This window comes from Pseudoflavitalea sp. G-6-1-2 (assembly GCF_012927185.1).
Classification (GTDB): Bacteria; Bacteroidota; Bacteroidia; order Chitinophagales; family Chitinophagaceae; genus Pseudobacter.
This window is the reverse complement of sequence record NZ_JABBGB010000001.1, coordinates 880,384-896,361: the sequence shown is the minus strand read 5'-3', so window position 1 is coordinate 896,361 and position 15,978 is coordinate 880,384. Positions and strand designations below refer to the sequence as shown.

The following is a 15,978-nucleotide window of genomic DNA, read 5'->3' as shown; positions in this document are numbered from 1 at the left end:
AAAATGCGCCGGCCGAAATGAATCGACCGGCGCTATATTTTGCAGAGAGAAATCTATCTTCCCATATACACCATCAGAATCTGCACATCGCTCGGATTAACTCCGCTGATGCGACTTGCCTGACCCAATGTTCTGGGTTTAATCTTTTTGAATTTTTGAAGCGCTTCATTCGACAAAGCAGAAACTCTGTCGTAATCGAAATTCTCGGGGATCATCAGATCTTCGAGCTGACTCATTTTTTTCACGATCTCTTTTTCTTTCTCGATGTAGGTATCGTATTTTATCTGGATCTCTGCCTGCTCGATAATCTCCGGAGCAAATTCTTTCAGAGGAGCGAGCGAAGGCATTGCTTCGATCATTGCTGACAATGTTATATTCGGACGAAGCAGCAACTGAATCGATTTCTGCTTATGCGGCATTGGGGCAGAATTGTTTGCGATCAGAAAAGGATCTGCTTCCAGCGGATCTACTGAAATTTCTTTCATCAGCTGCCTGATCTTTTCTGTTCCGTTCCTCTTGGTGATAACGGCGTCCATTCTTTCCTGGGAAGCAAGTCCAAGACGATAACTCAGTTCTGTTAATCGGAGATCTGCATTATCCTGTCTCAGCAAAGTTCTGTACTCGGCGCGTGAGGTGAACATGCGATATGGTTCTTCGGTTCCCTTGCTGATAAGATCATCGATGAGTACACCGATATAAGCATCACTGCGTTTCAGAATAACCGGTTCCAGTTCTCTTACTTTCTGGTGTGCATTGATACCAGCCATCAATCCCTGGCAGGCAGCTTCTTCATATCCGGTAGTTCCGTTGATCTGTCCGGCAAAGAAAAGATTGCTGATCAGTTTTGTTTCGAGGGAATGCGTAAGCTGAGTAGGTGGAAAATAATCATACTCAATGGCATAACCCGGACGGAATATTCTCACGTTCTCAAAACCGGGAACCTGTTTCAAAGCTTCGTACTGTACTTCTTCGGGGAGGGAAGTAGAGAATCCGTTTACATAGATCTCGCAGGTATTCCATCCTTCGGGTTCCACAAAGAGTTGGTGACGTTCCCTTTCAGCAAAGCGGCTGATCTTGTCTTCGATGCTTGGGCAATATCTCGGACCGGTTCCTTCAATTCTTCCGGAGTACATAGGACTTCTGTCGAAACCTGTTTTCAGCAGGTCGTGTACTTTCTGATTGGTATAGGTGATCCAGCAGCTGATCTGTCTGGTTGGTTTCGGAGTATTGGTGTAAGAGAATCCGGTGATTTCATCATCACCTTTTTGCTCCTCCATCCTGGAGTAATCGAGGGATCTTCCATCAACACGGGGAGGGGTTCCGGTCTTGAGGCGATCTGCTTCAAATCCGAGTTCAACCAATTGTTCGGTGATACCGGTGGCTGCTTTCTCAGCAACACGTCCACCTCCAAACTGTTTCTCACCGATATGGATGATTCCGTTAAGGAAGGTTCCGCTGGTAACTACCACCGCTTTTGAGTTAATGGAGTGGCCAAGGCCGGTAACTACACCAGCAGCTCTGCCATCCTTGATGATGATGGAGCGAACCATATCCTGATAGAAATCTACATTCTTAGTTTGTTCGAGCTTTTCTCTCCAGGTAGCAGCGAAAAGCATGCGGTCGTTTTGAGTACGGGGGCTCCACATGGCAGGACCTTTAGACCTGTTGAGCATCCTGAACTGGATCATGCTAAGGTCGGTAACTATACCAGAGTAACCACCGAGGGCATCGATCTCACGCACGATTTGTCCTTTTGCAATACCTCCCATGGCAGGGTTGCAACTCATCTGGGCAATGGTCTGCATGTTCATGGTGATGAGCAAAACCTTAGAGCCAAGGTTGGCGGCAGAGGCTGCGGCTTCACATCCTGCATGTCCTGCACCAACCACTATAACATCATATGTTGGGAATATCATGGTGCAAAATTAAATGAATGAAATGGAAGAGCGTGAAATGTTCCACGTGGAACTTGAAACTAAGGTGTGGAATATCGAAGACGAGGATGGATTTATAGGAAAGAGGAGAGTGGTCGGATTCTGTAAAATTACCTGATACCCTTAATGTCTTTCGTTTCGTATCCTCCTGTTTTGAGTGAAAGATGGCTTTCTTCTTCTGAGGATGGAGGTTTGAAACCCTTTGTTTCCATTCCTGGAAGTAGATAATGGGATTATATGGTTGGGTATTTAACCTCACTTTCCTTAGGAAGCCCAGGTTCTTTCTAAGGAAGACTTTTTAATTCTGACTCTTAGCTTTGTTCCTTGAAACCTAACTCTTGCGGAATCCCAGATTGAGGAGTGTATGAGACCGGTTTGATAAGGGTGTTTATTTACTCTGGGTTCTCTCTTATGATGAGGATGTTGTTCTTGTGGTGTAAAGCGGACTCTTTGTATTACCCTTATTTATTTATGCTTGAGGTATTAATCCCGTGGAAACTTCTGTGGAATGTTCCACGTGGAACTAGATAGGGAGATGGATTATTGGATGGTAGAATGGTCTGGCACTTTAACTCACTATAGTTTAGTTCAGGTGGTTTAGGTGAATGATTGGGGATTGATTCTCTGGGATTATCCTCTTGGTCCCGGGGAGGAAGGAGGGAAAATGTATGATATCCGTTTGGAAGAACTGAGGTTTCAGGTATGTATTTGTACCTCCATCCTTAAGGTGTTTAGTGAGTTGACCATATAGGGCGGTGTTAAGAGTTCGGGGAAAGGGAGATCCAGTGGTTGGAAATCATTTCAGAGACCTAATTTAGCAAAGGGAAAACCCTTTTATCCCTGATAATTTACCTGCCTTTGGCACTTAAATGATATTTCAAATGAAGAAGTTCCTGTTTCTTATTGTGCTGAATTTCCTGGTCTGTGGACTTGTTCAGGCGCAGAATCAGATAAAACCCTTTAAACTCCTTATCGTTCAGCCTGATACCATGCTGGTACACCCAACCCTGGCGAAGGATATTGATAGTATCCGGGCAGAGTATATCCGTACTTATCAGGCAAGTATCAGAGAGATGGAAGCTACTTTACTTACCCTGAAGGATTCAACCAATGCTGATGAAAGAGACCTTAAAGCAATCATTCTTACCGAACTCGCAAAGTCGAAAAAGGGTGGACTGGCCGCCTGGAGAGTTGCCAATCTCATCGCTGAATACTCCGAAGGAGTCTATAGCTTCCAGTTCAATGAAGAAGAACCTTATTCAACCTTCCAGATAATTCCTCCATTTACGATTGATAAGGCCAGCATTATGCAGTTGGCAACAAAGGAAAAGGCCAACTATGTTCTTTACTTTTCCAATATCCGCACTTATTACAAGGAGGGTGTGCCCGCTATGTTCATGACCAGCAACCTCTATTCAGTCTCAGAAAAGGGACTCATTCTTCAGGAAGACCGGGAATCTGATGCGCTCAACAAGGGAGATATGTTCGCATGCAATGAAAAGTACCCGCTGAAATGCCTACTTCTCAATAGTGTAAAACTCTCCGTTGAAGCTGTACTTCCGGCAATCGCTAAGAGACAATTGAAGAAAAAAGCAGGGGATGAGCAAGGGCAGTAAGTAAGAACCGGGCCAGTAGGATCTGTTCCTATCAAAAAAAATCCCTGCACTGCAGGGATCATTTAGCAAAATATAGTCTCAGGTATTTGTCTTCCATCTTCCTCATCAGAGCTTCTTCCTTCTCCGTCTTATCCTTGTATCCACAAAGATGAAGGGCTCCATGGAAAATCACCCTGTGCAATTCTTCCTTAAATGAAACATTGAAGTTCTGGGCATTATCCTTCACCCGGTCTACACTGATGTAAAGCTCCCCGGAAATAACCCCAGGCGTCTGCGACAGATCGAAAGTGATGATATCCGTGTAGTAGTTGTGCTTGAGGTATTGTTTATTGATCTCCAGCAGATAGGCATCTGAGCAGAACACAAAACTCAGTTCTCCCGCTTTCTTCTTTTCTTTCTTAAACAGGTCGATTATGAATGATTTCAAGGCAGTCCGGTTGGTCAGGCTAGTCTGCTCTGCAAAATGGAAAGTCACGCTGGCCGTATGTTTTATCATCATTTTTCGAAATTCGTATAATTTATTCAGGAATACAAAGCTACATTTGCTGTTGAATCTGAATGTAGAATGTTTAGGTTCAAAACGGGGCAAAAACTGCAGCAAGCTGCGAACAGAATACGCCTCCTTTTGGTTATCAATGTGATAAATATTAAGAGATGAAACGACTTTCAGAATTGGACTCAGGGCGTAAAGCAAGAATACTCTCATTTGAAAACAATGATCTTTTTTTGAAGCTCATGGAAATGGGATGTGTTCCCGGAGAATTGGTGAGGATAGATCAGATTGCACCTCTCGGTGATCCGATCTCGATCAGTGTAGCAGGATACAGCCTGAGTTTACGTTTGAACGAAGCAGAAAATATCTTTGTAGAAGAACTCTCTTAATCTGCTTAACACTGTTGCATGAAAATCGGGTTATACTTCGGTTCATTCAATCCTATACATCACGGTCATCTGATCATCGCCAGTTACATGGTTCAGGAAACCGATCTCGATCAGGTATGGTTTGTTGTTTCACCACAGAATCCATTGAAACCATCCAACGGATTATTGAATGAATATCACAGGCTCTATCTTGTACAAACCGCTATCAAAGCTGAACCTCAGCTCAAAGCCATCGATATAGAATTCCGCCTCCCCAAACCATCTTACACCGTAACTACCCTGGCCTATCTGGCTGAAAAATACCCAACACACGAATTCTCCGTGATAATGGGCAGCGATAGTTTCCAGAATATCGAACGCTGGAAAAACTATGAGCATATACTCAAACATTACCCCATCTATATTTACAAACGCCCCGGCCACGAAGTGAATCATAACTTCGAAATGGCCAACATCACTGTAATGCATGCGCCGCTGCTCGAAATTTCGGCTACCCATATACGTAAGAATATCAGAGAAGGAAAATCTATCCGCTTTCTCGTTCCCGATCAGGTAATGGAAGAAATTGAGCAGAATAATTATTACCGGAACTAAAGCATTTTTTTACCTTTCCGGCTTCAACGTCATATTCAGAAATTTTGAACTAACTTATATTCTGTACAATTCCCCGGGAATTCCGTCGTCAAAGTTTTGTGAGCAAGTGATCTTCCGTATTGAACAGTAAAACCGAACCTGTCTGCATGATAATGCTAAGACATATTCCTTTTCTGAGGGCTGTATTTCTGCATAGTATTTCCGCCTTCGGCGGACCACAGGGCCATTTTGGAATGGTGATGAAAACCTTTGTGCACCAACGGCACGATGTAACGGAAAAAGAAGTACTCGATTACAATTCTTTCTGTCAGCTGCTTCCCGGTGCATCGAGTACACAAGTGCTCACACTCATAGGATACAAGCGTGGCGGCATTCCGCTGGCCATCCTTACCCTTCTGATCTGGATATTCCCCGCCTGTTTTCTCATGGGCGCATTCTCTTTTCTGCTCGAATATTTCGATAAGAAATCGCAAAGCGTCGCCATCTTCCATTTCATTCAACCCATGGCCGTAGGTTTTCTGGCATTCGCTGCCACAAAGAGTTTCAGGCTGGCCATCAACAATACTATTACTCGTGTGATCCTTCCCGTTAGTACGGTGATCACATTCTTCCTTTTCAAAACTCCCTGGGTATTTCCACTGCTGATCGTTGCCGGTGGCGTAGTTACCAATCTCAGCGATAAACGGATTCCGCAAAAAGGAGAGCCACCCAAACAGATCAAATGGGGAAATATCTGGCTCTTCGCTTTTCTGTTTCTTTCTGCTGGTATCCTGTCGGAAGCCGCGCGGAAGAACGACTGGCCAAATCGCCGCCCACTCAACCTTTTCGAGAATACCTATCGTTTCGGAAGTTTGGTTTTCGGAGGTGGACAAGTGCTTATCCCCATGATGTACGAACAGTTTGTGGAAAGGCCGAAGTCTGAACGTGTGATCCGAAAAAATCAGGAGAAAAAAGGCGCTGTGGTCAGCATCGATCGCGATGATTTCTATACCGGCGCAGGTATTGTGCGTGCTATGCCCGGACCAGTATTTTCCATCTCTTCTTTTATGGGAGGAATGGCCATGAACGACCGCGGCACCGGCTGGCAGATCCTCGGCTGCGTGATCGGATCCATCGCCATATTTCTGCCCAGCGCATTATTGGTATTATTCTTTTTTCCTATATGGCATAACCTGCAACGATATGCCGTTGTTTTCCGGGCCATTGAAGGGATCAATGCCGTTGTAGTGGGAATAATGGTGGCGTCTACCGCCTATATGATGAAAGATATTTCCATCACCGAATTCAAAACCGTCAGTCTTATCAATATCGGCGTGATACTCGGCACCTGGGCCGTACTCTCATTTACTAAACTTCCTTCCCCTGTAATTGTACTGATCTGTTTTCTCCTCGGCTGGATCTCGGAGATGTAGATACTAACAACTATGTATAAACGATAATTCTGAAATGCAGTACAGCAGCGGGTTTCAGCCTGCTCATACTATCTTGTGCTTAAACGCCTTCGCTACAGCCTCACTCTTTGAATTCACATGCAGCTTCTCATAGATCTTTTTGATATGACTGCGAACCGTATCGATAGAAATGTAGATCTCCGCTGCGATCATCTTGTAGCTGTATCCGTTTACCAGCAATTGCAGCACCTGCTTCTCCCTTTCCGATAAACTATAATCGCTGCGGGGATCGCTGTGCAGTTGCGAAAACATTTTCAACACCTGCGTTGCTATCGACGAACTCATGGGAGCCCCACCGGTATGCGCTTCCTGAATGTATTCGAGCAGTTTGGCGGGAGGTGTTTTTTTCAGAAGATATCCATTGGCTCCGTTCTTCACAGCTTCGAACACATTTTTGTTATCGTCGAAAACTGTCAGCATCAGAATCTTCACATTCATATTCGATTGCCTGATCAGCCTGAGACCCTCGATTCCATTAATGCCTGGCATATCGATATCCATCAAAATCACATCGGGCGCCAGGGCAGCCACTTCTTTCACCACATCATTGCAGTTCCTGAAAGCACCGGTAACTTCAAAACCTTCCGATCCATTCAGCAGCATGGTCAGTCCTTCGCGAAGCTGGGGATTATCTTCATACAGCACCACTTTGATCATGTTCGGTAGTTTAATAAAGCAAAATTAATAAATGCGTTTACCTAAGACAATCACATGATCATGTAAAAAAGATTGAAAGGGGGGAAACGCTGATTTCCTCGCTGAATGCACAGAAAATCAATACCAGTGCGGGATTTAGCTGATTGAACTGATCATTTAATGATAGTTGGGCGCGAACAATTTTACTGAATGGATATTCAGGTAGCCGGCACTTCCAGCAAAACCGTTGTTCCTTTTCCGGGTTTGGACAGAATCTGCAGGGTTCCTTTGAGCGACTGTGCCCGCTTCTGCATATTGTTCAGTCCGTTTCCACTGTCAGCATTATTGGGATCGAAGCCGATGCCATCATCCTCAATGCGAAGCAGAAGTGTATGATCTATCACGCGCAGACTTATATCAGCATTTTTGCAATATGAGTATTTCGCCAGGTTATTCACGGCTTCTTTGAAAACGAGGAAAAGATCCCGGCGGGCTTCCATATTCAGTTTCAGATCCTGCACCTGATCGTCTACCCGAAAGCTGAATTCTATATTGCGTGCTTCGAGTACGCCTGTTGCGAACTCGCGCATGCGTGCCGTGATCCTTTGCATACTGTCGTTGCTGGGATTGATGCTCCAGACTATATCGTCCATTGCCTCCATCATACGGCTGCTGTTATCGCTGATCTTGTTGAGATACTCGCCTGTTTTTGCCGCATCGTTGTTCACTTTCATCTTGGCCATTTCACTGAGTATGTTGATGGTGCTGAGTGTAGAGCCCATATCATCGTGCAAATCGCGCGCAATACGGGTGCGTACTTTTTCCATTTCCAATACCCGGTTGAGCCTGAACCGGTGAATCATATACACGAGCGCCGCCACCAGCATGGCAAGCAATGTGATGAACCACCAGCTTTGCCAGAAAGGCGGCTGCACTACAATCTTTAATGTAGTGATATTGGGAGAATCGATGCCATCGGCATTACGGCACATCACTTTAAAAACATAGTTGCCCGGCGGAAGCATGGAATAGTTTGCATACAATCCGAGATCGGCCCTGATCCAGTTTTTTTCCAGCCCATCGAGCATGTAGAAATAAGTGGTTTTGTCGCGCTGCAGATAACTGAGCGTGGCAAACTCGATGGTGATGCTGTTTTGCGTATGCTCCAGTTTTACTTCTTTCAGTTTAAGAATAGAATCGGCCGGAAGATAACTGTTGAATAATTTGAAATCGGTTATCTGCACTTCCAGCGGGGGAGCTTTTATGTATAGGTTCTGCGGATTGAATACGACAATTTCATGAGGATTGCCGAAAACCACATCCCCATTACGTTTGAGCAGATCGCATTCGAAGTTTCCATTGATTACTCCATCTTTCTGTGTAAAGAGCGTGAAGCTTTTTCGTATCGGATGATAACGCGCAATGCCGTTCATCAGTCCGATCCAGAGATTGCCATCATGGTCTTTCACCAGCGTTCCGATGCTCGAAGAAGGAAGTCCCTGCTCTGCACCGATGATCTGGATACTATCGTTGCGGGTGTTGAGTTTGTTGAGCTGCCCCGTGGAAACAAACAAAATGCTGTCGTTGTACTGCATCAGCTCGTTTACAATATCCGATTGCAATGATTGTCCTTCACTGAGTTTCGAATGGTAGGTTCTGATCACTTTTTCTGAAGACATATCAAATTTGTGCAAACCTCTGTTATGTGTACCGATCCACAGATGATTATTAACCGGAAGCAATTTTATTATGATGGTTCCGAAGTTTGCAGCAAGATGAAAACCTTTGATGAAGCCTCCGCCGTAACCCGCATCAGCACTCCATTTCAGAAGATGACCATATTGCGTACCCAGCCAGATATTGCCGTTTTCATCACGGGTTATCTGACGAATGGTTTTCTCATCGATGGACGGCACTATATAGAAGGAGGATTGCCTGGTTTTAAGATCATAAATAATCAGTCGCCCGCTTTGGCAACCGATCCAGAGTTTGTGATTTACGGAGTCTTCGTACATGCTCCACTGTAAGTAATACCCTCTGTCTTTATCAGCAATGCTGCTGTTCATGATATTATTGGGAATCGCATTCAGATCGGCATCCCAACTGAAACTGCCCCAACCCCAGCTGCCACCGTAAATATTCCCATTGCTTGCCTCGACAATGCATTTCAGTGCCAGCCTTTTTGAAGTAACGGCTCCTTTGAACCACGAATAACTGGTAGTGTGAAAAAACTGTCGTTCCGGATTGAAAATAAAAATGCCTTCGTCGGTGGCAATCCAGATGTTTTGCTCCCGGTCTTCAATCATTTGCCAGACCTTCTCGAAACGGATACCGAAATCATCGATATGTTCATCGCGGATACGTTGAAATCTATGCTGTGTGCTGTCGAACTCGTGCAGTACCATCAGGCCCGAAGCCCAGATGCCACCTTTGCTGTGTTGAAAGTAGCGGTGAAGTTCGCCGTAGACATTGTCTCTGTCTTCAAGGCCGGCGGTGAACGGCAGCAATTTATTGGAGCGAATGTCGAAACAATAGAATGCTTCGTTGATGGATGGCCAGGTGGTAAACCAGCATCGTTGCTGCTTGTCGATGAACAAGGCAGTAAAGGGCTGGTGAAATTGCTTATCCGAAAGCAGCGGATGATGATGGGGGTTGTGATCTTTATAAAATACTTCTCTGGTGGATGGCCTGAAAATGGCGAGGCCGGGTTCGCATCCGATCCAGTAATCTCCGTTCTGTGGATCTTCCGTCATGTTGATGGGCTTCCAGTCCGGAGGAAGTTGTATGCGCGAATTGTCTTCTACAAATGCATTGCTTTTGGGATCGAAATACAATATGCCGTATCTGGTGATCAACAGAAAAACAGCGCCAGTGGATGTTTGAAACAGCCTGTAATCTGCGCGGGGCGGCACTTCGCGCAAAGTATGGATCGCTACTTTCTGATAACGGAATGTTTCCGGATTGAATAAACCAACTTCGCCATCGGGTCTTATCCAGAAGAGGCCGCTGGTATCTTCGAGCAGCTGATTGATATTGCTGCCGGGCACGTATCTGGCATTGCCGGCAGGAGATCGGTACATCACGGTTTTCCGTCCGTCGTAACGTTGAAGACCATGCGCAGTTCCGAACCACATGAATCCTTTCCGGTCCTGCAATATGGAATATACATGATTGGAGGCTAATCCATCCTTCATGCTCAGCCGATTGAAAGGATGCGATGGCTGCTGTCCGGTTACAGACAAACAAAGCAGCAAAAACACGCATGTATAAGTGATTACACGAACCAATCGATACTGTTGAAGTGATACACCCGTCGGGTGTGATCAAAAATAACCAACTCCACATTTTTTCGGGGTTTTGAACCTGAAAAACCACACAGATATGTGATACCACTTAGTAGTAAGCATTGCAGATTTGGGGGATGAGTGGAAGAATATTCTGACGGAATCATACCGCTATTATCAAAAATCAAATCGCAGCAGTGTGCAGAACCGATTTCTCACATCATTATGCTATTGCAGGATTTTGCAGGAGTTTGCATTTTTGCAATGGATTAATGATTGACGGTCGGTTCGCTAATCAGAAATCAAAAGAAGCTATAACAGGCAAGCGAGGTTTTGTGTAAGAATGAATTGTGCGTTGAGGGGTGCCGGTGAGGGTGTCCGGCACTCCTTATTTTTCAACTTAGTCAGCGGGGTTCTCTAATCATAGTAGTAGTTACGGAATAGTTTAGGCAAGCCTTCCTTCGGGGAGGCTTTTTTGTTTCGGGTAATAGACGCAATCCCTTAATTTCATGGTACACTTGCCGATATATTGGCCACGATTGCCCGCCTGGTTTTCATATTAACTATTTTCAGTTATGAGTGCCGAACATCAGCGATTAACCGTAAACGCTTCCAAAAAGATTCCCCTCGAACAATGGGGCCCCTATCTGAGCGAAAGACAATGGGGAACCGTTCGTGAAGATTACAGTCAGCACAGTGATGCCTGGGGATACTTTCCCTTCGATCACGCCCATTGCCGCGCCTACCTCTGGGGCGAAGATGGACTGGCTGGAATTTCGGACTTCTTCCAAAACCTTTGTTTCGCCGTAGCTCTCTGGAATGGCAAAGACCGCATTCTGAAAGAGCGGCTATTCGGCCTCGGCAATTATCAGGGTAACCACGGAGAAGATGTGAAAGAACTTTACTACTATCTCGATAATCTGCCTACACATTATTATATGGAGTACCTGTACAAATATCCGCAACAGGCATTTCCATATGATCAACTGATTGAAGAGAATCGCCGCAGAAGCAGGCTGGAACCGGAGTTCGAGATACTCGATACCGGTGTGTTCAACAACAATCAGTATTTCGATGTGCTGGTTACCTATGCAAAAGAAAGCGCGAAAGATATCTGCATCAAAATAGACATCACCAACCGCTATCACGAAGGGGCCGATATTACCGTGCTTCCCATGCTTTGGTTTTACAATCGCTGGCAGGCAGATGATTCCGAAAAGAAACCGGTGATCACCCGAAGGGACGCTCATTCGGTAAAAGCCAGTCATCCAAGACTCGGCGGATACTACTTTTATTATGAGCCACCCACCGATGGTTGGATGACGGACAACGAAACCAACTTCGAGATTGTAGCCGGCAGACCCAATCACAGCATCTTCACCAAAGATGCATTCCACAATGCAGTGATCAGAAAAGAACATATCGAAGCGCTGCAGCAGAAGAAATCCGGAACCCGCTTTGCACCTGTATACAATTATCATATCGAAGGCGGCGGTAAACGAACCATCTATTGCAGACTGAGTAATAAATCGCTGGAAAGTCCGTTTGGCGTTGGTTTCACCGATAAGTTCACCAAAAGGAAACAAGAAGCAGACGATTATTACAATGTACTGCTCGGCAATAATCCGAACCCGGTTACCAGAAACATACAACGGCAGGCATTGGCCGGATTGCTGTGGAATAAACAGTTCTATCATTTCGATGTGGAAAAATGGCTTACATCGAGCGACGGTATCAGTCCGGTTAATCCCGGCAAACTCACCGGACGCAATCACGATTGGAAGCATCTCAAAAATCAGGATATCATTTCCATGCCCGATAAATGGGAGTACCCCTGGTATGCCGCATGGGACCTGGCTTTTCAGTGCATCCCCATGGCAATGGTAGATCCTACATTCGCCAAACATCAGCTCACGCTGATCATGCGCGAATGGTATATGAAACCCGATGGACAAATTCCCGCTTACGAATGGAACTTCAGTGATGTGAACCCTCCCGTGCAAGCCTGGGCTGCATTGCAGGTGTATCGCATTGAAAAGAGCAATACAGGCAAAGGCGATATTGCATTTCTGAAACGGGTTTTCCAAAAGCTGATCGTGAATTTCACCTGGTGGATCAACCGGAAAGATCCCAACGGCAATAATATGTTTGAAGGCGGATTCCTTGGCCTCGACAATATCGGCGTGTTCAACCGAAGCAGTGTAATACCCGGCGCCATGCAGCTCGAACAGGCAGACGGCACCAGCTGGATGGGCATGTATGCACTCAACATGATGGAGATCGCTTTGGAGATTGCCATGAAAGACGATTCCTTTGAAGACGCCGCCACTCGCTTCTTCGAACACTTCGTACTCATCGCCGAAGCGCTCAATGAACAGGGAATGTGGAATGCCGAAGACAAATTCTTTTACGATACACTTTCGCTCTCAGGCGCTACACCACTGCATTTGCGCGTATACTCCATTGTTGGACTGACCTCGCTTTTTGCAGTATCCATCATCGAAAAGAAAACACTCGATAAACTGAGCGATTTCAAAAAACGCATCAGCTGGTTTGAAAATTACCGACTGAAGAACGGCCGCTTCTGGCCGAACGAAGAAAAGAAAGAAGGAGATCAGATATTGCTGTCGCTGGTTCCGCGCGATAAGCTGGTGCAGCTGCTGCAAAGATTGCTCGACGAAGCGCAGTTCCTTTCTGATGGTGGTATCCGTGCATTGAGCAAGTATCACGAGAACCATCCGTTCAGCATTCAGATCGATGGAACCAACTACCATATTCAATACGATCCCGGCGACTCCACTTCAGATTTCTACGGAGGAAACTCCAATTGGCGCGGGCCGGTGTGGATGCCGATCAACTACATCATTATTTCGAGTATCCGCCGTTTCGGCGATTTTTACGGAAATGAGCTGATGGTTGAATATCCCACCGGAAGCGGCGTTCAGCTGAATCTCAATCAGGTGGCCGATGCACTCACTGCCCGTCTGGTACAACTTTTTGAAAATAGCGGCGAAGGCAATCGTGCCATCTACGGCAATTACAATTGGTTCTACAAACAACCGGGCAATGAAGAACTGGTGCTGTTCTACGAATATTTCCACGGCGATAACGGAAGTGGACTGGGTGCTTCGCATCAGACAGGCTGGACGGCCCTCGTAGCATCCCTCATCAAAGAGCTGAATAAGCAGTAACTTTAGATCGAAGAAATTGAAAAGTTATGTCTGATCTCATCATATCCCTTATCCAGTCTGATCTTCATTGGGAGAACAAAGAGGCCAATCTCGAAATGTTCGGGCAGAAGATCAATAGCATAAAAGAAAAAACACATATTATTCTGCTGCCCGAAATGTTCAGCACGGGGTTCAGCATGAAACCTGAATCTCTCGCCGAAACCATGCATGGCCCAACGGTAGAGTGGATGAAACGTATTTCCGCAGAACGCAAAGTGATACTCGCCGGTAGCCTGATGATTGAAGAAGAAGGAAATTATCATAATCGTCTGGTATGGATGTTGCCAAACGGACAATCGGGTTTTTATGATAAACGACATCTCTTCGCTTTTGCCAACGAACATGAACATTATGCTCCGGGCGGCCGCCGCCTGATCGCTGCAGTGAACGGATGGAAAGTAAATCTGATGGTTTGCTATGATCTTCGTTTCCCTGTGTGGGCAAGGCAAAGCCCCGATACGGAAGACGGATCACCTGAATATGATCTGCTGGTGTATGTGGCCAACTGGCCCGAACGCCGCAATCATGCATGGAAAACTTTACTGCAGGCCCGCGCGATAGAAAACCAATGTTTTGTTGCGGGAGTGAACAGAATCGGTAACGACGGAAATCAGATCTATCACAGCGGAGACAGTATGGTAGTGGATCCTATGGGAACTGTGATGCAAACTTTAGTGCATGACGAAGGCATCATAACGGTGACGCTTAAACGCGATCAGTTGAATGAAGTGAGAACAAAACTCCCGTTTTTGCAGGATGGCGACGAGTTTAATCTGCTGACTTAATTTGCTGAAGACTTTGAAGACATTTTGCTTGCATCCGCTCTCGCGCTGTCTCTGATGATGCGCGCCACCACGGCGAGTTTCGGATCAACACCACGTTTTATCATCGAGCTGGAAATTCCCACTTCGATATCCGGCATAATGCCTCTTCCGGCTTTCACCAGCGAAGTATCCATGATAAGTTTGAATCTTGGCAGTCTGAATCGTACATGCGTATTCGGCAATGTTACATCTGGTATCATCCAGGCAGTATTGCCATAGGCTCCACCCCCTGTTTCTTCGCCAACAACTTTTACGTTCGGTTGCCCCTGAATGGCTTTTGCAAAAAGTGTTGTAGCAGAAAAGGAATTCCCGCCGGTGAGAATGTATACCTGTCCATCGAAATGGCTACGCTTCTTCGGTTTGAAGTAATGCCGCTCGAAAAAGCCGAAATGATATTTTCCGTCAGCGGCTTTATGTGTTACCAGCTGCGTCCACAACCAATACAGTTTCTGCAGTTCGATATGCTTGCTGTACTTGCTGCTTCTTTTTGTGGTGTACAGCGAATCGGCCAGCTTGAATTTTTTGTTCACCAGGTATTTGGTGAGCAGGGTAGACATGCCTGCATCACCTCCGCCATTATTGCGGACGTCGATGGCGAGGTATTTGATGTCTCTGCGTTTCAGCTCACGGAATGTTCTGCGGAAGAAAGATCTCAGGCGATATCCTCTGGCAAAAGTATTCACCGTCATGTAAGCAGACCGGAGTGTGGTATCGATCTGCACATTGCGGGTGGCATTGAGCGTAACAGACTTTGGTTCCGGTTTTTCTTTCGGAGTTTTGGGAGCGGGTGTAGCTGGTTTCGCAGGTTTGCCCCCCTCCGGTTTTTTCTCTGCCACTTTTTTTGGTGGATCAAATGCAGCTACGACGGTGCTTTGAGCAAATCCGTTGCTGTCGATATAGTCAACTTTGAAAGTATCGTTCAATCCGTATACCGCGCGATAGAGATTGCCGAATGAATTGCGGTTGCTGATCATCTGCCATTTGCCGGTTTCGATATTGCCGTCGCTTTGTAGATAATTCGAAAATGTATCGATCAGGCTGGTGGTGCTTCGTCCATCGATGGCTGTAACCACTGTTCCGCGTTTGAGTATGGAATCGCGGCGATTGAGGTTCGACACTACCGCCATCGAATCGGGCCCAAATACTTTTACGGTAAAAGGGAACATCCGCTGGCGGGCAGTATCGATATAAGCCGAGTATTTTTTTGAATAGCGGACCGAGGTATGGCCACATTTCACTTTCGAGATCACGGTGCTGATCACATTGCGGAACTGTGGTTCGGTCATGCTATCTGTAAGCTGATTGAAGCCATTGCTGAAATACAGGTCCATACTGTCTTTCGGCGTAAACCAATATAAGCTGGGATGGCTCTCTTCGAGAATGTTTCTGAAGAGCGTGTAATCCTGCCGGAGCTTTTCGGGTGCAAACTTTCTGTTGGGATCAAAAGCATGTCTGGACGAGCAGCTGGTAACCGCCAATCCGATCAGAGCTAAAAACAATGCTGCAATCCGGTTGCACATGAAAAAA

At 45.9% G+C, this 15,978-nt stretch carries 11 protein-coding genes; 6 read left to right on the top strand and 5 right to left on the bottom strand.

What is annotated here, in order from left to right; all coding sequences use genetic code 11:
• Positions 1–53 precede the first annotated feature (53 nt).
• Complete coding sequence (mnmG, locus tag HHL16_RS03775; protein ID WP_206022245.1) at positions 54–1,916, bottom strand: tRNA uridine-5-carboxymethylaminomethyl(34) synthesis enzyme MnmG; 1,863 nt, start codon at positions 1,914–1,916, stop codon at positions 54–56.
• Between the two features lie 899 nt (positions 1,917–2,815).
• Here mnmG and HHL16_RS03770 point away from each other — a divergent pair.
• Entirely contained in the window at positions 2,816–3,550 is a 735-nt protein-coding gene (locus HHL16_RS03770; RefSeq protein WP_169423802.1) for a hypothetical protein, read from the top strand.
• A gap of 58 nt (positions 3,551–3,608) precedes the next feature.
• Here HHL16_RS03770 and ybeY read toward each other — a convergent pair whose 3' ends face one another.
• Positions 3,609–3,977 (bottom strand): rRNA maturation RNase YbeY, encoded by a 369-nt coding sequence (ybeY, locus tag HHL16_RS03765; RefSeq protein WP_240965766.1) that lies wholly within the window; start codon positions 3,975–3,977, stop codon positions 3,609–3,611.
• A 227-nt stretch (positions 3,978–4,204) separates the two neighbouring features.
• On the opposite strand from ybeY, the gene HHL16_RS03760 reads away from it, so the two are divergent.
• From HHL16_RS03760 to HHL16_RS03750, 3 genes are all read left to right on the top strand, one after another.
• On the top strand, positions 4,205–4,432 hold the full coding sequence (locus HHL16_RS03760; protein ID WP_127132643.1) for a FeoA family protein: 228 nt from the start codon (positions 4,205–4,207) through the stop codon (positions 4,430–4,432).
• An 18-nt stretch (positions 4,433–4,450) separates the two neighbouring features.
• Positions 4,451–5,026 carry a nicotinate (nicotinamide) nucleotide adenylyltransferase gene (gene nadD, locus HHL16_RS03755; protein WP_169423800.1) on the top strand — a complete coding sequence of 192 codons (576 nt, stop codon included), beginning with the start codon at positions 4,451–4,453 and terminating at the stop codon, positions 5,024–5,026.
• Positions 5,027–5,172: 146 nt separating this feature from the next.
• Positions 5,173–6,438 (top strand): chromate transporter, encoded by a 1,266-nt coding sequence (locus tag HHL16_RS03750; protein ID WP_169423799.1) that lies wholly within the window; start codon positions 5,173–5,175, stop codon positions 6,436–6,438.
• A 63-nt stretch (positions 6,439–6,501) separates the two neighbouring features.
• Here HHL16_RS03750 and HHL16_RS03745 read toward each other — a convergent pair whose 3' ends face one another.
• Positions 6,502–7,134 carry a response regulator transcription factor gene (locus tag HHL16_RS03745; RefSeq protein ID WP_169423798.1) on the bottom strand — a complete coding sequence of 211 codons (633 nt, stop codon included), beginning with the start codon at positions 7,132–7,134 and terminating at the stop codon, positions 6,502–6,504.
• A gap of 197 nt (positions 7,135–7,331) precedes the next feature.
• The gene (locus HHL16_RS03740) at positions 7,332–10,307 is read right to left on the bottom strand and encodes a sensor histidine kinase (RefSeq protein ID WP_169423797.1); all 2,976 of its coding nucleotides are present in this window, start codon (positions 10,305–10,307) and stop codon (positions 7,332–7,334) included.
• Between the two features lie 665 nt (positions 10,308–10,972).
• On the opposite strand from HHL16_RS03740, the gene HHL16_RS03735 reads away from it, so the two are divergent.
• Positions 10,973–13,588 (top strand): glucosidase, encoded by a 2,616-nt coding sequence (locus HHL16_RS03735; RefSeq protein ID WP_169423796.1) that lies wholly within the window; start codon positions 10,973–10,975, stop codon positions 13,586–13,588.
• A gap of 26 nt (positions 13,589–13,614) precedes the next feature.
• On the top strand, positions 13,615–14,412 hold the full coding sequence (locus tag HHL16_RS03730; protein ID WP_169423795.1) for a nitrilase family protein: 798 nt from the start codon (positions 13,615–13,617) through the stop codon (positions 14,410–14,412).
• Here the strand turns inward: HHL16_RS03730 and HHL16_RS03725 are convergent.
• Positions 14,409–15,971, bottom strand: coding sequence for a S41 family peptidase (locus HHL16_RS03725; RefSeq protein WP_169423794.1), 1,563 nt, complete (start codon positions 15,969–15,971; stop codon positions 14,409–14,411). The genes HHL16_RS03730 and HHL16_RS03725 overlap by 4 nt on opposite strands.
• Positions 15,972–15,978: the final 7 nt, after the last annotated feature.

Excerpts from the sequence above, each read along its gene's own strand:
- mnmG (WP_206022245.1), bottom strand. The coding sequence starts at position 1,916 with ATGATATTCCCAACATATGATGTTATAGTGGTTGGTGCAGGACATGCA.
- HHL16_RS03770 (WP_169423802.1), top strand. The coding sequence starts at position 2,816 with ATGAAGAAGTTCCTGTTTCTTATTGTGCTGAATTTCCTGGTCTGTGGA.
- nadD (WP_169423800.1), top strand. The coding sequence starts at position 4,451 with ATGAAAATCGGGTTATACTTCGGTTCATTCAATCCTATACATCACGGT.
- HHL16_RS03725 (WP_169423794.1), bottom strand. The coding sequence starts at position 15,971 with ATGTGCAACCGGATTGCAGCATTGTTTTTAGCTCTGATCGGATTGGCG.
- HHL16_RS03760 (WP_127132643.1), top strand. The coding sequence starts at position 4,205 with ATGAAACGACTTTCAGAATTGGACTCAGGGCGTAAAGCAAGAATACTC.
- HHL16_RS03740 (WP_169423797.1), bottom strand. The coding sequence starts at position 10,307 with ATGAAGGATGGATTAGCCTCCAATCATGTATATTCCATATTGCAGGAC.
- HHL16_RS03750 (WP_169423799.1), top strand. The coding sequence starts at position 5,173 with ATGATAATGCTAAGACATATTCCTTTTCTGAGGGCTGTATTTCTGCAT.
- HHL16_RS03730 (WP_169423795.1), top strand. The coding sequence starts at position 13,615 with ATGTCTGATCTCATCATATCCCTTATCCAGTCTGATCTTCATTGGGAG.
- HHL16_RS03735 (WP_169423796.1), top strand. The coding sequence starts at position 10,973 with ATGAGTGCCGAACATCAGCGATTAACCGTAAACGCTTCCAAAAAGATT.
- HHL16_RS03745 (WP_169423798.1), bottom strand. The coding sequence starts at position 7,134 with ATGATCAAAGTGGTGCTGTATGAAGATAATCCCCAGCTTCGCGAAGGA.